18 protein-coding genes are annotated in these 19529 nt (G+C 39.9%); 13 read left to right on the top strand and 5 right to left on the bottom strand.

All coding sequences use genetic code 11. The features are described from left to right. Window position 1: 1 nt before the first annotated feature. Together AWW73_RS16410 and AWW73_RS16405 are read left to right on the top strand one after the other, a co-directional pair. On the top strand, window positions 2–799 hold the full coding sequence (locus tag AWW73_RS16410) for a TIGR03915 family putative DNA repair protein (RefSeq protein ID WP_062850180.1): 798 nt from the start codon (window positions 2–4) through the stop codon (window positions 797–799). 132 nt (window positions 800–931) lie between these two features. After that, complete coding sequence (locus tag AWW73_RS16405; RefSeq protein WP_031949452.1) at window positions 932–2032, top strand: HPP family protein; 1101 nt, start codon at window positions 932–934, stop codon at window positions 2030–2032. A gap of 63 nt (window positions 2033–2095) precedes the next feature. Here AWW73_RS16405 and AWW73_RS16400 read toward each other — a convergent pair whose 3' ends face one another. Further along, a complete protein-coding gene (locus tag AWW73_RS16400; RefSeq protein WP_016143590.1) occupies window positions 2096–2350 on the bottom strand; it encodes a PspC domain-containing protein in 255 nt (84 codons plus the stop codon). Window positions 2351–2598: 248 nt separating this feature from the next. On the opposite strand from AWW73_RS16400, the gene AWW73_RS16395 reads away from it, so the two are divergent. After that, entirely contained in the window at window positions 2599–3246 is a 648-nt protein-coding gene (locus AWW73_RS16395) for a hypothetical protein (protein ID WP_081175787.1), read from the top strand. Window positions 3247–3314: 68 nt separating this feature from the next. On the opposite strand, the gene AWW73_RS16390 is transcribed toward AWW73_RS16395, so the two are convergent. Next, the gene (locus tag AWW73_RS16390; RefSeq protein WP_057106052.1) at window positions 3315–5138 is read right to left on the bottom strand and encodes an acyl-CoA dehydrogenase C-terminal domain-containing protein; all 1824 of its coding nucleotides are present in this window, start codon (window positions 5136–5138) and stop codon (window positions 3315–3317) included. A 257-nt stretch (window positions 5139–5395) separates the two neighbouring features. Here AWW73_RS16390 and AWW73_RS16385 point away from each other — a divergent pair, with 257 nt between their 5' ends. Beyond that, on the top strand, window positions 5396–7735 hold the full coding sequence (locus AWW73_RS16385; RefSeq protein WP_062850179.1) for an eL24 family ribosomal protein: 2340 nt from the start codon (window positions 5396–5398) through the stop codon (window positions 7733–7735). A 47-nt stretch (window positions 7736–7782) separates the two neighbouring features. Here the strand turns inward: AWW73_RS16385 and aroE are convergent, their stop codons facing one another. The 3 genes from aroE to ribA form a co-directional block, all read right to left on the bottom strand. Next, on the bottom strand, window positions 7783–8571 hold the full coding sequence (aroE, locus tag AWW73_RS16380; protein ID WP_062850178.1) for a shikimate dehydrogenase: 789 nt from the start codon (window positions 8569–8571) through the stop codon (window positions 7783–7785). A 180-nt stretch (window positions 8572–8751) separates the two neighbouring features. After that, complete coding sequence (gene hemF / locus AWW73_RS16375) at window positions 8752–9702, bottom strand: oxygen-dependent coproporphyrinogen oxidase (protein ID WP_062850177.1); 951 nt, start codon at window positions 9700–9702, stop codon at window positions 8752–8754. Window positions 9703–9831: 129 nt separating this feature from the next. Beyond that, entirely contained in the window at window positions 9832–10434 is a 603-nt protein-coding gene (ribA, locus tag AWW73_RS16370) for a GTP cyclohydrolase II (protein WP_002116908.1), read from the bottom strand. A gap of 303 nt (window positions 10435–10737) precedes the next feature. Here ribA and dxs point away from each other — a divergent pair, with 303 nt between their 5' ends. The 9 genes from dxs (at window position 10738) to AWW73_RS16325 (ending at window position 19519) form a co-directional block, all read left to right on the top strand. Next, window positions 10738–12642, top strand: coding sequence for a 1-deoxy-D-xylulose-5-phosphate synthase (dxs, locus tag AWW73_RS16365; RefSeq protein ID WP_062850176.1), 1905 nt, complete (start codon window positions 10738–10740; stop codon window positions 12640–12642). 121 nt (window positions 12643–12763) lie between these two features. After that, window positions 12764–13594: an inositol monophosphatase family protein gene (locus tag AWW73_RS16360; protein ID WP_016143583.1), complete on the top strand. Its 831-nt coding sequence runs from the start codon at window positions 12764–12766 to the stop codon at window positions 13592–13594. Between the two features lie 405 nt (window positions 13595–13999). Then, on the top strand, window positions 14000–15862 hold the full coding sequence (locus tag AWW73_RS16355; RefSeq protein WP_016143582.1) for a DEAD/DEAH box helicase: 1863 nt from the start codon (window positions 14000–14002) through the stop codon (window positions 15860–15862). Between the two features lie 115 nt (window positions 15863–15977). Further along, entirely contained in the window at window positions 15978–16187 is a 210-nt protein-coding gene (locus tag AWW73_RS16350; protein ID WP_025470494.1) for a hypothetical protein, read from the top strand. Window positions 16188–16277: 90 nt separating this feature from the next. Continuing rightward, the gene (locus tag AWW73_RS16345) at window positions 16278–17096 is read left to right on the top strand and encodes an ABC transporter ATP-binding protein (RefSeq protein ID WP_016143581.1); all 819 of its coding nucleotides are present in this window, start codon (window positions 16278–16280) and stop codon (window positions 17094–17096) included. Further along, entirely contained in the window at window positions 17093–17869 is a 777-nt protein-coding gene (mlaE, locus tag AWW73_RS16340) for a lipid asymmetry maintenance ABC transporter permease subunit MlaE (protein WP_002117010.1), read from the top strand. Before AWW73_RS16345 ends, mlaE begins: the two co-directional genes overlap by 4 nt. Next, the gene (gene mlaD, locus AWW73_RS16335) at window positions 17869–18552 is read left to right on the top strand and encodes an outer membrane lipid asymmetry maintenance protein MlaD (protein WP_016143580.1); all 684 of its coding nucleotides are present in this window, start codon (window positions 17869–17871) and stop codon (window positions 18550–18552) included. The genes mlaE and mlaD overlap by 1 nt, the downstream gene beginning before the upstream one ends. A 26-nt stretch (window positions 18553–18578) precedes the next feature. Then, window positions 18579–19220, top strand: a complete 642-nt coding sequence (locus AWW73_RS16330; RefSeq protein ID WP_031949443.1) for an MlaC/ttg2D family ABC transporter substrate-binding protein — start codon at window positions 18579–18581, stop codon at window positions 19218–19220. Between the two features lie 11 nt (window positions 19221–19231). Then, window positions 19232–19519, top strand: coding sequence for an STAS domain-containing protein (locus AWW73_RS16325; protein WP_031949442.1), 288 nt, complete (start codon window positions 19232–19234; stop codon window positions 19517–19519). Window positions 19520–19529: the final 10 nt, after the last annotated feature.

The following is a 19529-nucleotide window of genomic DNA, read 5'->3' as shown; positions in this document are numbered from 1 at the left end:
CATGTTTAATGATGAAGTCGCTTACTATTTTGATGGTTCAATGGTTGGGCTGCTAAGCTGTGTTTTTCGTGCATTTCAATTTAAAGAATTACAAGTCAGACTCTGTTTGAATAATGCGGGTCAACATGGCTTATTTGCTGATAAAATTGAGGTTTCAAATAACGAGCAACATGCCGAGCGTGTTTGGTCTGCGCTACAAAAAAAGCTTTCATCTTCTTCGTTAAGACAATTTTATTTTGCTTTTTTATCTGAATCTTTAGATGCCTATCAGCATTTATTTAACTACTGTATTTATGTGTTTACTAGCCTTGTTTCCATTGAAAAAGATTATTCTAATCCAAGTGTTTTAGCGATTGCTCAGTGGACGAAGAAGGTCGGGCGAGAGAAGCATCGGATGGAAGCTTTTATTCGGTTTAAGAAAACCAAAGATGAGCTTTTTTTAAGTCTGGTGCGTCCAGATTTTAATGTTTTACCGCTTATTCAGCCCCATTTTAAACGGCGTTATCAAGATCAGCGTTGGCTGATTTATGATGAGAAACGTAAGTTCGGGCTGTATTATGACTTACAAGAAGTACATGAAGTTTCACTCGAAGCCTTTGAGGTTGACCGTAATTTAAAAAATGGCATGAGTCAAAGCTTTCAGCTTGAGCTTGATGAGCAGGAAGTTTTATATGATCAGCTTTGGAAGGATTATTTTAAGAGCGTAAATATTACTGAACGGCAAAATATAAAACTTCATGTGCAATATTTACCAAAACGTTACTGGCGCTATTTAAATGAAAAATTGATGGAATATTAAAGTTTTAAAATCATAAAGAATAGTTCAGCCAGTTTTCTTATTGTTGAAAGATATAATTTAAATGCACTTTATGTAGCTTTGGGCGTATACTTTTGCCCGTTATAAATAACGGCATATCCCTAAAGGTGTACTGTGAGTGTTATACAGCGAGAGTGGTTACAGATTTTAAAGCCAAATTTTAAGGTTTTACCTTTAAAAGAACGGTTACTTTGCGGTATTGGAGCGTTGTGTGGTTTAGCAATTTCCTCCTTAATTAGTTGGTATGTTCTCGGTGGAATTAATGCTTGGTACATCGCCCCAATGGGTGCCTCATCTGTTTTATTGTTCGCTGTGCCGACCAGTCCCTTGGCTCAACCGTGGAATGTCCTTGTTGGTAATACTCTGGCTGGAATTATTGGTGTTGCCTGTGCGCAGTGGATTCCAGATTTAACCACAGCTTTTAGTGTCGCAGTAGGTTTTGCCATATTTTTAATGATGACCACCGACTCTTTGCACCCACCGAGTGGCGCGGTTGCGATTACGGCTGTACTAGGTGGGGCCGCAATTCATAAGTTGGGCTTTTATTTTATTTTTTATCCAGTTTTACTCAATTCGTTACTTTTACTTGGATTTGCTGTTTTCTTTAATCGATTGATTGGACGACATTATCCGGTTACCGCACGCCTTAATGAACGTAGTAAAGATCCAACGCCTACTCAAAAAGTATCGATTCAACCCAAAGATATTGAGTACGCATTAGAACATCACACTGAACTTTTAGATATTAGCCAATACGACTTAGAAAAAATCATTTTAGAAGCGCAAGAGCATGCCAATGAGCGTATGGTCAATCAATATGTCTGTCAGGATATTATGAGCCGTGATGTGATTAAACTACATGAAGATGATGATATTCATCAGGCACTCGATAAGTTTAAACAAGTGAACTTGATGAGCCTACCTGTAGTAAATGCAGAAAACCATTTGGTCGGAACTTTAGCGCTGTATGAAGTCGTAGAATGGTTTAAAGGTGCAGCCGACCCTAGAAACTCTTGGCAGCACTATGTAAAACAAATTATGAGCCGTCGAGTGGTCACGGTACTACCAACTCAACCGATTCAAGATTTGGTGCCGTACTTTGTCGAGAAGTCGTTTAACTATATTCCTGTCGTTGAAGATCGTAAGCTTATAGGAATGATTAGCCGTGCAGATATGATTGCTGCATTACAGCAACAGTTAAATCGAAAGCTATAATTTTTAGAATAAAAAAAGCTACGGTTGATTAGGGGATGCAACCGTAGCGACCAAAGTTATGAATTAACGTACTTGTTCTTCATTTACTGTTCGGACGGATTGTCGATAGCCTTCAATATGCTCTGGCTGTTTTTTCGGAATGACTAACCATAAAACCAGATAAACTAAAAGTCCTGGAAAGGCTGCACTCATTATTGAGATCAAAACAAAAATGACACGTAGTAAAGTTACGTTCCAACCAAAACGTTCAGCAATACCACCCATTACACCGGCGATCATGCTGTGTCGGTTCGAGCGATATAAACCAGAACTGGCCATCTAATTCTCCTTAAAGATAAAAATTACAAGAAGCTATTGCTCTTGCTTAATAAAAATATGGTGTCGAAATTAAAGGTTTAAAGTCCTTTAAAAAGTAAAATAGTTAAAATATGTAAAGGATTGAAATGAAGGAAACCAACATCTACTAAAATGCACCCTTTCAGGGCTTAAGAGTTTAAAGCGGCAATCAGCTAATACCCGATTTGAATAGTAAATATAGCTGTTGCTGTTATCTGTGAATAATGTATATGTCTTTGAAGTGGTCTAGGTTTTCAGTTAAGCATGTGGTTGTAGCGGCTGCAATGTGCATGGCCCTTAGTGCTTGCGATATAAACCATACCAATTCAAAAGATCACTCGACTACAAGTTCTAGCTCTAATCATGAAGAAAACTTAATAAAAAGTAGCACGTCTATAAAAACATTAGATTATGTCGCTGGACGTACTTTTTTACCTGAAGACAATTCTGATCAAACCCAAAAATTAAATGCGGCCTCATTGCAATATGTAGGGCGCTATCATACTCGTATCTCATGTGAGGATGCTTTTGCTGATTGTGAGTCAGGCGAAGCTGAGTACATTTTAAACTTATTACCAAATGGTTCGGCTTATTGGAATGTTGTTCATTTTGGTCGTGTGGGAAGTAAAGACGGGGCTAAAAGTGCCGCTGTAAATCAGTTATGTCCTACTTTAAATTGGAAAGTAGATGAAAAAGAGCGTGAGTTAACGATTCAATGTCCGTTATCTAAAGTTAATTTTTATTTTAATCTTGATTCCGATAAAAGATTGGTCACGAACTTAGAAAAGCTACTTTATAGTGACTATGGGAAAAATCGTGAATTTTTAGAGCAAAATTATTTTGTTCCAAATCGGGCGTATGTTTTAACTAAAGAATAGATAACTGTTTTATATAAAAAGAGCGCAATATAAATTGCGCTCTTTTTCATTTCACTACTTAAAAATCATTAGTAGTCGAAGCTAAAGTGTTCAACTGGTAATGATGTTAGTGTGCGAGATGTAGTCACCATTGATTCTGCATGGCCTTGAGCACGTGGCAATAAACGGTCAAAGTAGAAATCAGCAACTTTGATTTTTGCTTTATAGAATTCAGCAGTTTCTTGGCCGTTACCTGCTTCTAATTTTTCAGAAGCAACCACAGCTTGTTGAGCCCAGAAATAAGCCATCATCACGTAGCCTGAGAACATTAAGAAATCTACAGAAGCAGAAGATACGATGTCGCGGTCTTTACGTGCAGCAAGCATGATACGTACTGTTAAAGTATTCCATTGAGCACAAAGCTTAGTTAGGTCCCAAGCAAAACGGCGTAAATACTTATTACGTGCATGTGCAGCACAGAATTTTAAGATTTCAGCCGTGTATTCACGAACTACTTTACCTTTTGAACTTAACAACACTTTACGACCAATCAAGTCAAGTGCTTGAACGCCAGTTGTTCCTTCATACAAGGTCGCAATACGGGCATCACGTGCGATTTGCTCCATACCCCATTCTTTAATGTAGCCATGGCCACCGTAAACTTGCATACCATGGTTAGCAGCTTCTAAACCAAGTTCAGTTAAGAAACCTTTTAAAATTGGTGTATAGAAACCAAGTTTATCATCGTAGTCTTCAAAAGCAGCTTGATCGCCACGTGTTAACGCATCTGTCATTTTGTCAGCGATTTGCGCAGCGTAGTAAATCATTGCACGACCGCCTTCAGCGATTGCTTTTTGAGTTAATAGCATGCGACGTACGTCTGCATGGTGAATGATTGCATCAGCAACTTTATCCGGATCTTTTTTACCAGAAAGCGCACGCATTGACATACGATCTTTGGCATATGGTAATGCGCCTTGGAAAGATAACTCAGCATGTGCAATACCTTGAACAGCAGTACCAATACGTGCTGTATTCATGAAGGTAAACATTGCATGTAGGCCTTTGTTAACTTCACCGATTAAATAACCAGTTGCATTATCAAAGTTGAGCACTGCAGTTGCAGACGCACGAATACCCATTTTGTGTTCGATTGAACCACAAGTTACTGTATTGCGTTCACCAACACCGCCATCAGCTGTAGGCATGAATTTTGGTACGATGAATAATGAGATACCACGAGTACCAGCAGGTGCATCTGGAAGGCGTGCAAGTACGATGTGAATGATGTTTTCAGTTAAATCATGTTCACCAGCAGAAATGAAGATTTTTGTACCAGTGATTTTGTAACTACCATCTGCTTGAGGTTCAGCTTTAGTTTTTACCTGACCTAAGTCTGTACCACATTGAGGTTCGGTTAAGCACATTGTGCCGCTCCAAGTGCCTTCAACAAGCTTAGGCATATATGTTTGCTTTTGCTCATCAGTACCGAATTGCAAAATAGTGTTCATACAACCAGAACTTAAACCCGGGTACATGGTAAATGACCAGTTTGCAGTACCCATCATCTCTGATTTAATCAGATTTAATGACATTGGAAGGCCTTGACCACCAAACTCCTCTGGGTAAGAAAGACCTTGCCAACCGCCCATTACGAATTGGTCATAAGCTTCTTTAAAGCCTTTAGGAGTAGTTACTTCACCGTTGTCAAAATGGCAACCTTCTTCATCACCAGATTGGTTAAGTGGCGACAATACGTTTTCACAATAATCTGCCGCACCTTCAAGAATCATATCAACTGTATCTGGATCAGCACTTTCACCATTTGATAAAGTTTTATAGTGAGCAGGGTAATCTAATACTTCATTCATTAAGAAGCGGATATCGTGTAGCGGGGCTTTATATGCTGGCATGGCTTTAATCCTAATTTTGAATCATTGTGGGATTATCTGTATCGATGATTTGATTATTCACTCACATGATAAAAATACAATGTTAATCGCACCCGAAAGAAATGTCAGAAAAGCGAATTTTGTCGAAAATAAATACACCTGAAATTATAATTTCTGCTACATTCAGGACTTATACTTTTATGTGAAAAAACAACTAATTTTCTTATTTTTAGCAAGTTTTGTTAAAAAGATAAAGCGATAAGGTTTTAAAAAAGGTTATGCATTTAAAATATCTCAGTTTATGTTTATTTAGTTTGGGTTTGACCGCTTGTGCGCAGCATAACCTACGTCCATCGGTAGCATCTACTCAGTTAGATCAAAAAGTCATTCAGGGTATGAATGCAATGTATGAATATCCAAGCTATGACTATCGTGGGCATTTTAAAGTTAGTGTAGATCCAAATCAGTCAAGAAAAATAAATAATGTTGAAAAAACAGTGCAGTTAGATGCTGCAGTGCAAAAAAAAGTAGATCAATATTTACGTGAACAAAAAATTAATTTGAATAAAAAACAGAAGCAGGCGCTCTATGCCGCAATTGCAAATGAGCAAGCGGACTCGGGCATTTCTGGTGAATCACGCTCAGAAAAAGTAAACGCCGTATTAATTAATTTATTAAATGACCTTCAATTTAGTTACGACGGTTCGGTTCATTATCGTCAAAAAATGGGGTCTTTAAACCTCACAGCAAGGTATGAAAAACCAACGCTTTTGGTACAGGCAAAATTGCCAATGGTACTTGATCTGAAGGATTATAAATTTTACGTTAATTATTTCGGGTTAATGCCTTATTTGGTCAATAAAGATAATCAAAATAATTTGGCGTATGTCGATTTTTCAAAATATAAAAATCTGTTTACAAATGTCGATATGAAGAAATTCGTTGAATATGCGAAAGCTTCTGGCGCTGTATCTTATCTTTTGGCTGAACCGCAAAATTTACAGCGTTTATCAATTAGTGACGCTGAGCGTAAAGCCGGGATTGTAGAGAAAATTCGTTTAAAAGATACGGTTGAAGCGTTATTGCTACAATCGCAGCTCTATAGTCAGGTCAATGCAAAATATTTGCAAAAAAATGTTTTAGGATTTGATGAAGAAAAAATTGCCGAATCTATAGCAACTGAATTAGCTGCTTCGGAAGCGAAGAGAAAGGTAGGTGGTGCTGAGGAGCAGAAAGTTTCTTCAGAAGATGCAGCCGCAGTTAGCCAGCAACTTTATTCACTTATTAATGCTCATTTTGGTAATGCCTTAGATTCTGAGTATGATGAAGACCAATCAAGTGTAGCTCAAGATGGGGCAGCCGAAGAGGATGCTTCTGATACGGCCCAAGCCGAAGATGTTGCTGTAGCAGATGCTGAAGAAGTCACACAAGATGAAGAAGTAGCTTCACTTACAGAAGATCAGTGTGTTGAATTACAGTCTCAAAAAAGTCCCGTTGCCTTAGGTGATATTAATTACTGTCAAATTTACGGTATTGATGTGCTTGATCGGAGTGCTGTAAATACCGAAAAAACTCAGATTAAGGCTCGTCAAGCTGCCTTGAAACAAACTTTTGCTGCTTATGATCAAAGCCAGTTTGTTAATGATGAAGCATTCAAAGCTCTATGGATCAAGCATAAGGCAGAAATTGAACAAGCTTTACCAAAACAAAGAAATCCAGTTACGATTGATGTCGGACTGGATGAAAAGGGCCGTTTAGTCAACGCAGATTATGATATTGCATATACACCAGCTGAATTTAACCATCGCTTTAATATTAAAGCAGACATGCAAATTCTCAATTATGGTAAAGCGACCCCAATTAATCAGCAGCAACTTAAACAAGCTAAATCAGTTGCAGAGGCAAGCAAAGGTTCTTTATTTGAAAACTTCGTAAAAGGATTTAGTGAAAAACTTGGGCAGGGTGATGTCTCTGAGCATCCAGTTGGTGCACATAGCGATGTACAAGATTTAGACTCGACTCTGGCGCTGTTGGCTAACCAAACTTATGATGCAACACATGCTTATGACAAAACGTATAAGGCTGTGTTTATTGCAAAATTGACTGCCGAAAAACCGTCATATATTCATTATTATTCAGTTCAACAGTTGCAAGAAATTGCCGAGGTCTATGCTTATTGGTTCTCTGAAGAGGAAACTTATAATCCTCAAGGTAAAGCCTTAGAACGTATTGAGGCGTTGCAGAAAAAACATCATCTTGAGCAAGAAGATCAATTTGATAATGACTTAGGTCGAGCTGTGGACCATATTGTGATCACAACAATACAAGGTGAAGCTGGGCGTGAAGCATGGCAAAAACTACAGAAACAATATAAGCAACCAGAACAGCTTTTCTCAAAACAGTATCAATTAGAGTTTGAAAAACAAAATGGTAGCTCTGATGAAGAAAAACACTTGTTGTCAGAAACTGCTGATATTTTAGGTAAAGTTTATGTCGCTGCTCGCAAACAGCAACTTACGGAAAAAACAATTCAGAATTTAAAACCTGAACATAATGAATTTATTGATTATGAGATTTTCCGAGATGTTTATAAGCAGATGGTTACAGCTAAAAAATAATAGATGAGATAAAAAAGAACCTACTCCGTGTAGGTTCTTTTTTTGACTTATAGAAAATCTTTTAATTCCGGCCTTACGCCATTCCAGATATAGAAAGCTTCAATGGCTTGACCAACTAGCATGCCAAAACCTTCCGCATAAGGTACATTGCGTTGTTTGGCTTGATCAAGGAAGCTAGATGGCTTGCCATAAGCCATTTCATAGGCATATTTGAAGTCTAAATTTTCTGGTAGTTGTAATGTATCACCAGACAGGCTTGCAGAAGTTGCATTAATGATAATATCAAATTTCCCTTCTAGCTCATTTAGAGAAATTGCTTGTAATTGAGCTTGAGGAACTGCTGCTTTTAGGTCATCTACAAGTTGCTCTGCACGAGCAAGAGTCCGGTTTGCAATTACAATCTTTTTAGCGCCAGCCTGCACAAGCGGATAAATCACACCACGCGTTGCACCACCAGCACCTAAAATTAAAATGGTTGTATTTTCTAGGTTCCAGTCTAAAGCTTGAATGGCTGCAACTAAGCCTTGGCCGTCAGTATTGTCACCATGTAATTTGCCATTTTCCATCCATAGTGTATTTACGGCTTTGGCAATTTGAGCACGTTCAGTCAGCACATCACACAAAGCAAAAGCCTGTTCTTTAAATGGTACGGTAACGTTCATGCCACTTCCGCCATTTTTAAAGAAATTACGCATACTCGCCTCAAAACCATCCAGAGGTGCAAGACGTTTTTGGTAGTCTAGGTCAACACCTGTTTTTTGAGCGAAAGCATGATGCAATTCAGGAGATCGTGATTGTTCGATGGGGTTGCCAATTACTGCAAACTGTTTGGTCATTCTTATATCCAAAATTTTAAAATGGCATGAGGCAGATAAAGTCTGTACTGAATATTCAGCAGGCCTCACTATAAGCCAAATTGGGATAAGAAAAAATATTTGAATGAGGTTCGGAAAATTGAAAAATAAAAAAGGAGATTCTCTAGGGTGGAAGCCAAAGAATCTCCAAAAAGCAAAAAATTAAGCAACTTTTTCTTTTAGATTTAACCAGTCACGTGGCTTTAGGTAATAGTCAGTTAAACGTTTCTCTGGTGAATCTTCATCCCATTCTGGACGATACGACCAACCTGCAAGGTTAGGGAGGCTGACTAAAATAGATTCGATACGTCCACCTGTTTGTAAGCCAAACAATGTTCCACGGTCATAGACTAAATTATATTCGACATATCTACCACGACGGTAGAGCTGGAACTCTCGTTGAGCTTCGGTGTAAGGCTGTTCACGGTGTTTTTCAAAAATTGGCAGAATGGCATTTAAATAACCATTGCCTACAGCTTGGATATATTTAAAGCAGGTTTCGAAATCCCAGCAATTTAAATCATCAAAGAATAAACCACCGACGCCACGCTGTTCATCACGATGTTTTAAATAGAAGTAGTCATCACACCATTTTTTATGTTCAGCGTAGACATTGTCTCCAAAAGGTTGACATAGGTCGTATGCGGCTTGATGCCAATCGATAACATCTTGTTCATCTGGATAGAACGGTGTCAAGTCAAAACCACCACCAAACCACCAAATCGGATCTTGACCTTCAGGCTCTGCAACAAATAAACGTACATTGGCATGGGATGTCGGAATATTCGGATTTTTAGGGTGAATCACTAATGACACACCGAGCGCTTGTGCTTTAGCACCAGCAATTTGAGGGTGTCTTTCTGTAGCAGAAGCGGGCAGTTTACTAATATTGATGTGAGAAAACATCACACCACCTTTTTCAATCACGGTGCCATTTTGCAAAACTCGTGAACGACCACCACCACCTTCTGGACGTTCCCAATCATCAATAATAAATTCACCCGTACCACCGCCAGCTTTTTCTTGTTGTTCTAAACCAGCACAGATACGAGCTTGTAAATCGAGGAGAAATTCGCGGACACGTTGAATATCTGTTGAAGTCGGATGTTGCATAGTGACCCTCAAAGATGATTGAGATAGGAGATAGATACATCAAAACACAAAACCATAAAAAAAGTAAGGGATTTTTAAGAAATGTCTTAAAAATCCCTTCCAATTATTTTTCAAATTTATAATTTTATTTTAGAAATCATCTTTTTGATAAAGGTGATCCATGCGTTCACGTTTAGTTTTTAAATATTGTTCATTAAAAGGATTACGTCCCACCGTTAATGGAACACGACCAACCACATTAATACCTTGATCCTTGAGTGCCTGAATTTTCAAAGGATTGTTAGTAATTAACTTAACTTCTTTTACTTTTAAGTGGTCGAGCATAATACTGCACATGTCGTAACGGCGTGCATCAGCTGGCAAATTTAAAAGTAAATTTGCATCTACCGTGTCATGACCTTGATCTTGTAAGGCATACGCACGAATTTTATTTGTAAGTCCAATACCACGGCCTTCTTGACGTAAATATAAAATAACGCCTTGACCTGCTTCGTTAATGAGCTTTTGAGTTGCCTGTAATTGAGGGCCGCAGTCACATTTTAATGACGCAAAAGCATCACCTGTTAAGCATTCTGAATGAACACGTACTAAAACAGGGCCTGTGGGTGGATTTTCTAACCCTTTAGAAAGTGCCACATGTTCTTCACCTGATACGGGATCTTGAAACACAGAAATATTGAATTCACCAAAAGCAGTCGGGAGTTTGGATGTTGCAATGAACTCTATAGGCACAGATTAACTCATCTTTTAACCGAAAACGGTTTAAAGTATAGCGTAATGCTGGGAGATTGGTCGAATTGTCATAATCATTTTGAGCACTAAGGTTTTCTTTTTTGTATAAAGAAGACGATAATAGTTGATAAATAGTCAGATTATTCAGGATAATCTGCCAACCATACCCATACTGTATGAGAGACTGCTTTGCATGACCTCGTTCGCAAATGTGGCTGATTGAAGGTGACTTCATTCGATTGTATGATCGACCCATTTTGACCCAGCTTAGGATTTGCCAGGCTTATAAAGGCTTTGCCACATATGTTGTATACCGAAATTCCAACTCAACGCCCTGTTACGCCATTGTTAGATGCAATTGATCATCCTCAACAATTACGTCAGCTCGAGCATAGCCAATTGGTTCAAGTGGCTGATGAGTTGCGTCAATATATTTTATATGCAGCAGGCCAGAGTGGTGGCCATTTCGGTGCTAACCTCGGCGTGGTTGAGCTGACGGTTGCGCTGCATTATTGCTTTAATACTCCAAATGACCGATTAGTTTGGGATGTAGGACATCAGGCATACCCACATAAAGTCTTGACTGGTCGCCGTGAGCAAATGACAACAATCCGTGCTAAAAACGGTTTAGCAGCATTTCCAGCTAGAGAAGAATCAGTTTTTGATACTTTTGGCGTAGGGCATTCATCAACTGCAATTTCAGCAGGTTTAGGAATGTCTTTAGCACGTCGCTATCAAAACGACCCATGTGATGTGGTGTGTATTGTTGGTGATGGAGCAATGACAGCCGGTATGGCATTTGAAGCCATGAACGATGCTGTTGCACATGACGCTGATTTAATTGTTGTGCTGAATGACAATGACATGTCGATTTCTTGCAGTACCGGTGGTTTTGCTAAGCATTTAGCTGCAATTTGGGAAAAAGGCCATTTAGTTAATGTCGATGAACATGGCGAGGCGTATGTACAGCCACATCCGAAATGGACGTACAACTCTCGTTTACATCAATCGGCAACAGATGCGGCCGATAATTTATTTAAAGCGATTGGTTTCGATTACTTCGGTCCTTTCGATGGACATGACGTAAATCAACTTGTTCAAGTATTTAACGCATTGAAAAAGCGTAAAGGTCCACGCTTAGTCCACGTTTATACTAAAAAAGGTAAGGGCTTTACTCCTGCAGAAGCTGACCCAATTACCTACCATGCAATTAGTAAAGTTAATGCGATTTCAGCGGGTAAAACACCGCCAAAATATTCAGATGTATTTGGTCAATGGTTGTGTGACGAAGCTGCACAAGATGAACGTTTATTAGCGATTACTCCAGCTATGTGCGAAGGCTCGGGCATGGTTAAGTTTGCTAAAGAATTTCCAAAGCGCTTCTTCGATGTTGCAATTGCTGAACAGCATGCAGTAACACTTGCAGCAGGAATGGCGTGTGAAGGATTAAAACCTGTCGTTGCGATCTATTCAACATTCTTACAGCGTGGTTACGACCAACTTATTCATGATGTTGCATTACAAAATCTTGATGTAACTTTCGGGATCGATCGTGCTGGTTTGGTGGGTGAAGATGGTCCAACACATGCTGGTGCATATGACTATGCATATATGCGTACAGTTCCGAACATGGTCATCATGGCACCAAAAGATGAAAATGAATGTCGTCAAATGCTACATACTGCCTATGTCTATAATGGACCAGCAGCAGTACGTTACCCACGTGGTGCAGGGGTAGGGGTGGAAATTCAGCAAGAGTTAACTGCTATTGAATTAGGTAAAGCTGAAATTGTTGCTGAAATTAAATCTGCTTCTGATGAGCAGATTACGATTTTGGCATTTGGTAGCCGCGTTATGGTTGCCATAGAAGCTGCTGAGCAATTTGCACAAAAACACGATGTTGGTGTACGTGTTGTAAATATGCGTTTTGTGAAACCACTTGATGAAAAAATTATTCGTGAGTTGGCTGAACGCACACATTTATTTGTCACTGTTGAAGAGCATGCAATTATGGGTGGTGCAGGCAGTGCGGTAAATGAGTTCATGGCACAAGAACAAATTGTGAAACCTATCATTAATTTAGGTCTGCCAGATTTGTTTTTACAACAAGCATCACATGGTCAAATGCTACAGGATTGTGGGTTAGATGCTAAAGGTATTTTGAGCTCAATTGAGCGAGCTTGGCTTAAGCTAAATCAGGTGGTTTAAACCCTTAATAAAATTTTTGAAACATTTTTTCCCCTAAAGCGCATTCATTTGCTAAAATGTATGCGCTTTTATGCATTATTCTTTGTCAAAATCTTCAAATTTGTATTGTAGTGGGTGTTCAATGGAACCTATGGTGGTTATGGCTGCGCGTGCGGCTCAAACAGTTGGTCAAGAGCTTTTAAAAGCGCATCAAAATCGTCATAAACTCGATTTGCAAGTTGAAGAGAAAGGCATTGATGGCCCGGTAACACGTGTAGATCGTTATTTGGAACAATTGACGATTGATACATTACGTAAAAGTTATAAAAACCATAGCTTCTTAGGTGAAGAGTTCGGTTTGCAAGAAGGCAAAGGCCACGATGCAGACTGGTGCTGGGTAATCGACCCGCTTGATGGCACGCAAAACTTTATTAATGGTTTCCCTCATTTCTGTATTTCTATTGCAGTTCAGCATAAAGGCGTTACTCAGCATGGCGTAATCTACGACCCAGTACGTGACGAATTATTCTCTGCAAGTCGCGGTCGCGGCGCGGTGATGAACCAACGCCGTATCCGTGTAAATGTAAAAGATACTTTAGAAAATACATTCTTGGCAGTAGGCCATCCTTACCGTGCTAAACGTGCTGGTGAGATCGTATCTTATGCAGAACAACACTTTGCTTCATTATTAGCTGTTACTCAAGCAGGCGCACAAATTCGTCGTGGTGGTTCAGCTGCCCTAGATTTAGCATATGTTGCTGCTGGTCGTTTTGATGGTTTCTTTGAGCTTGGTTTAAAACCATGGGATATCGCTGCTGGTGAGCTTATTATTAAAGAAGCTGGCGGTGTAGTGGTTGATGCACGTGGTGGTAATGAGTCTTTTGAAAATGGTCAAGTGCTTGCAAGTTCACTCAAAATGCTAAAACCTTTAATGCAAACTGTAGTTCCAGCTTGGGCTCAAGCCGCAAAATAATTTAATGATTTATAAATAAAACCCTCTATTATCAGAGGGTTTTATTTTTTAAGTGATTGGTAAATTTCAGTTAGTTCAATAAATATGAAGAAAGTTGATTAAAACACATGACTTTTAATTTCTTTCTGCTATAATCCGCCCACGCACTTAAATTTCCGTTCATTACCTGAACATTCTGTTCTATTCATTGTAAGCGCACGCTGTCCATAGAGAGGACCATTTCTTGCGCCCCGATCGCTCAGCGATTCTTCAGGTTCGGCCGTAATCAAGCGTGCGTTTAGTCCACATCGTCGTTACTCGGATTGCTGCTGAAAAAACGTTTCAGCTAACTTTGCTTTGCCGCTTTGTGCCGATGTCTATTTTGTATTTATTAAAAATGGAGCACCCACTAGGGTGAAACTCTCTATGAGCAAAACTTTTGCCGAATTTTCTTTGCATGAAACCTTACAACAAGCGCTTGAAGGTTTAGGTTTTACTACCCCGACTCCTGTGCAAGAACAATCTATTCCTGCAGCTTTAGAAGGAAAAGACCTTCTAGTATCTAGCCAGACTGGTTCTGGTAAAACTGCGGCATTTTTATTACCGACATTACATAATTTAGCTGGTCAAGAAACTTTTGTTCCGTTCAAAGAACGCATGAAAGCTGTGACCCAACCTAACATTTTAGTTTTATGCCCAACACGTGAATTGGCTCAACAAGTTAGCCAAGATGCGATTGCTTTCGTACGTCACATGAAAGGTGTTCGTATTGCTGCAATCATGGGTGGTATGCCTTTTGGTAAGCAAATCCAACAGCTTAAAGGTGCGCAAGTTATTGTTGCCACTCCTGGCCGTTTATTAGACTTAGTTAACCGTCGTCAATTAAAGTTAGATAAAGTTGAAGCTTTAATCGTTGACGAAGCTGACCGTATGTTAGACCTCGGCTTCTCTGAAGATTTAGAAGCGATCAGCGATTTAGCTGGTAACCGTCGTCAAACATTAATGTTCTCTGCAACTTTCGCTGACCGTATTATTCGTCTTGCTGAGCGCATGATGAATGAACCTGAGCGTATTGCAATTGAAACAGGTCACAGTACAAACACTGACATCACCCAAACTTTACACTGGACAGATGGTTTCGAACACAAGAAGAAACTTCTGACTCACTGGTTGGCTGATGAAACTCTTGATCAAGCGGTTGTATTCGCGAGCACTCAAGAAGATACAGATATGTTGGCTGAAGAACTTGCAGAAGCAGGTCACTCTGTAGTTGCACTTCACGGTGCAATGCCACAAACAGTTCGTAACCGTCGTTTACGTAGTATTCGTGAAGGTCGTGCAAAAATCTTGGTAGCAACAGACGTTGCTGCACGTGGTCTTGACGTACCGACAATTTCTCACGTAATTAACTTCGGTTTACCAATGAAACACGAAGATTATGTACACCGTATTGGTCGTACAGGTCGTGCTGGTCGTACAGGTCAAGCAATTACTTTAGCGACTTATCGTGAACGCGGTAAAATCCGTGCGCTTGAAGACTATTTAGATGCACGTTTAAGTGTTTCTGAAATTGAAGGCTTAGAGCCATCTCCACCTCCTGCTCGTTCAGGTCGTGATGGCGGTGGTCGTGGTCGTGGCGGCAACGGTGGTCGTGATGGTCGTCGTGGTGGCGGTTTTGGCGGTGGTCGTCGTTTTGAAGGCGAAAGCAACTTCAAACGTCGTGAAGGTGGTCGTGATGACCGTCCACGTCGTAGCTTCGATGACAAACCACGCGGTGAACGCCCATTCGGTGGTGAAGATCGTCCACGTCGTGAGTTCAATTCAGATCGCCCGCGTCGTGAAGGTGGTTTTGAAGATCGTCCACGTCGTGAGTTCAACTCAGATCGTCCGCGTCGTGAAGGTGGTTTCAATGATAAACCGCGTTTTGACTCAAATGATGACAACCGTGGTAACCGCGTAGATTACAAACCACGTCGTGAAAATGGTTTTGGTGATCGTCCAAAACGTAGTTTCGGTGGTGAAGATCGTCCACGTCGTAGCTTTGATGATAAGCCTCGTGGCGAGCGTCCATCATTTGGTGGTGAAGATCGTCCACGTCGTGAGTTCAACTCAGATCGTCCACGTCGCGAAGGTGGTTTTAACGATAAACCGCGTCGTAGCTTTGATGATAAACCACGTGGTGAGCGTCCAGCGTTTGGTGGCGAAGATCGTCCAAAACGTAGCTTCGGTGGTGAAGATCGTCCACGTCGTAGTTTTGATGATAAACCGCGTCGTAAATTCGACCGTTAATCAATAGTTATCTTAATTATCTTAAAGAAAGGCCAGTATTTATACTGGCCTTTCTTATTTTTCAGTTTTGTTATAAAATAACAAAGTGTGAATTGGTTCAATTTTTTATTAAATAATGAGTAAAATTAAACGAAAAGAAACAATAATGGCGCAGTTGAAGAACTTATTAGTTCAGCACGGTTTGCCTTATCTTTTTATTGCACTTGTTTTGTGTAATGGGGTTTATTTTGCCTATGCTTTTATAACTGGAAGTTCTATTGAACAATTTCAAATTTCTGAATTAACCTCTTTTTCCGAACATACTTCTTCTAATTCGATCAATTAAGTTAGCTTTGCTTTTGTCAAAATAACAACAAGTTTGCCAATTTTCAGTGTTATAGTATGCGTGCATAAAAGTGCAGGAACGATTGCCATTATGAATAATAAAACTCCTCTCTCGGCTCAACCACTTATTGAAGTGAAAAATTTGAGTTTTAATCGAGGGGAACGCGTCATTTATGACAATATTAGTTTAAATATACGTCGAGGCCAGATTACGGCCATTATGGGACCTTCTGGTACAGGTAAAACAACATTATTACGTCTGATTGGTGGACAGTTAGTTCCTGATCAGGGTGAAGTTTTGCTCGACGGTAAAGATATTGCCAAAATGTCTCGTCAAGAACTTTTTTCTGCCCGTGCACGTATGGGTATGTTATTTCAGAGCGGTGCTTTATTTACGGATATGTCCGTCTATGAAAATGTAGCGTTCCCGATCCGAGCGCACACTAAGCTTCCTGAAAATCTAATTGCTGAGCTAGTTGCTTTAAAACTTGAATCAGTAGGGTTGCGTGGTTCTGAACAATTAATGCCTACAGAACTCTCGGGTGGTATGAACCGTCGTGTCGCTTTAGCACGTGCAATCGCACTTGACCCTGATTTAATCATGTACGATGAACCGTTTGCAGGGCAAGACCCGATTGTAAAAGGTGTGTTGACACGTTTAATTCGTTCATTGCGAGAAGCTTTAGATTTAACCACAATTATTGTTTCGCATGACGTTCTTGAAACCCTTTCTATTGCTGACTACATTTACGTTGTAGCAGAAGGAAAAATTCAAGGGGAAGGAACGCCAGAAGAATTACAAGCATATGCTTCTCCATTTGTACGCCAATTCTTAACAGGTTCGGCAGAAGGACCGGTTGAATACCAATTTAGTCATCAAGCCTATTTAAATAACGAGGTTCGTCCATGAATACGATTGCCTGGTTAGGTAGACTCGTTATTGAGCGGATTCGAGGGATTGGTGTTGCGGCACTAATGCTCTTACAAATTGTTTTTTCTTTTCCTTCATCTGGTGGCTTTGGACGATTTATTTACCAAATGCATCGGGTAGGGGTAATGTCTTTGTTAATTATTACAGTGTCGGGCCTATTTATTGGTTTGGTACTCGGTTTACAAGGATATTCAATTTTAGTAAACGTCGGCAGTGAATCAATGCTAGGCACAATGGTGTCTTTAACATTACTGCGTGAATTGGCACCTGTAGTTGCTGCTTTGTTATTTGCTGGTCGAGCGGGTTCTGCATTAACAGCAGAAATTGGTTCAATGAAGCAAAGTGAACAACTTGCCAGCATGGAAATGATTGGTGTTGACCCATTAAAACAAATCGTATCACCACGTCTTTGGGCGGGAGTGGTCAGCTTACCGATGCTCACTGTCATTTTTGCTGCGATTGGTATTGTGGGCGGTAAAATGGTAGGTGTTGATTTTCTTGGCGTCGATGAAGGCTCATTCTGGAGCGGAATGCAAAACAATGTGCAATTTGGGCATGATGTCGTAAATGGCATTATCAAAAGTATTGTGTTTGCTTTGTTATGTACATGGATTGCGGTATATCAAGGATATGCATGTGATCCGACTCCGGAAGGAATCGCAACTGCAATGACGAGAACAGTTGTATATTCTTCATTATGTGTTTTAGGTTTTGATTTCGTGTTGACTGCGGTCATGTTCGGAGGGATTTAATGAAATCACGTAGTAGTGAGCTGGCCGTAGGTATTTTTGTTATTATCTTCGGTATTGCCTTGTTCTTTTTAGCCATGAAAGTTAGTGGCCTTGTTGGAACTAACTTAAATGATAGTTATACCATGAAGGCTCAGTTTGATAACGTCAACGGTTTAAAGCCTCGTGCTAAAGTAACGATGAGCGGTGTCACAATTGGTCGTGTTGATTCAATTACCCTTGATCCGGTTACGCGTTTGGCTACGGTAACCTTTGGTTTAGATGGAAAATTGACAAGTTTTAATGCTGAGCAGCTAAAAGAAGTTCAAAAAAATGCTTTAGATGAACTCCGTTATAGTTCTGACTATACGCAGGCTTCCCCAGAGCAACAAAAAGCAATGGAACAGCAACTGACCAGTAACATGAACTCCATCACAAGTATTGATGAAGATGCTTATATAATGGTAGCAACGAATGGTTTGTTGGGTGAGAAGTATTTGAAAGTCGTTCCAGGTGGTGGTTTAAACTATCTTAAACGTGGCGATATGATTTCAAATACCCAAGGAACTATGGATTTAGAAGATTTAATTAGTAAATTTATTACTGGTGGCGGTGCAAGTAAAGTCGCTGCTGGTTCAGCCTCAACAGAAGCAGATGCTCCTGCAAGCGCTAATAGTGATAGTGCGCAAACATCATTTGTTGAGTAAAAGATTATTTGAAGGAGTGGTTCCAGGTGAATACGTTGTTTAAACAAACCCTGACAGCAAGTCTTTTGTCTACCATGATTGCAGGTACAGCTTTTGCTGCACCTTCAGAAGCACCACCAGATTTTATTAAACGTGTTGCTGATGGTTTGATCGCTCGTTTAAAAGCAGATCATGCAAAATTACAAAGCAACCCTGCGCTAGTGAAAACGATCGTACGTCAGAATTTAGACCCGTATGTTGATTCACAAGCGTTCACTCGTATCGTGATGGGTACTTATGCGACAAATCAGTATAGTACAGCTGCACAGCGCGCTCAGTTTGAAACGAACTTCCGTAATACATTAATTGAAAATTACGGTAGCGCATTTGCTAAATATACAAATCAAAGCTATACCATGCGCCCTTACAAGGCAACTGCGGGTAAAAACCCTGTAGTGACATTGGACTTTAATCACAATGGTGAAAAAATTCCTGTTTCTTTCCAGTTAGCTGACAAAGGTACTCAATGGAAAATCCGTAATATCAATGTTTCTGGTATTGATTTAGGATTACAGTTCCGTAATCAGTTTGCTGCAACAGTGAAACGCAATGGCGGTGATTTAAACAAAGCAATTGCAACTTTCCAACCTGATGCAGATGCAGCGGTTAATCAAAACAAAAAGAAATAAGTAGGTGACGAGTGGTTCAGTATCTCAACCAACAATTGGTTGTTTCGGGAAAAATTGATTTTGAAAATGCGGAACAACAGTATCAAGCAGGTTTGGCTATCATAAAGAAGCAGCAAAGCTTCCCTCTAGTGGTAGATTTAACTGAGCTTGAGCATGGTAGTACCTTGGCATTGGCTGTTTTAGTTCAATGGTTACGAGAGACCCCAAAAAATGCTGGTTTGCATTTTAAAAATGTACCCGAGAAAATGCTGAAGATCATTCAAGCTTGCCATTTGCAGGAAGATCTGCATTTGATCTGATGTTTAAGAT

Source organism: Acinetobacter lactucae, assembly GCF_001605885.1.
GTDB classification, from domain to species: Bacteria; Pseudomonadota; Gammaproteobacteria; order Pseudomonadales; family Moraxellaceae; genus Acinetobacter; species Acinetobacter lactucae.
The sequence above is the reverse complement of the archived record's forward strand: the minus strand, read 5'-3'. Positions and strand labels throughout refer to the sequence as shown.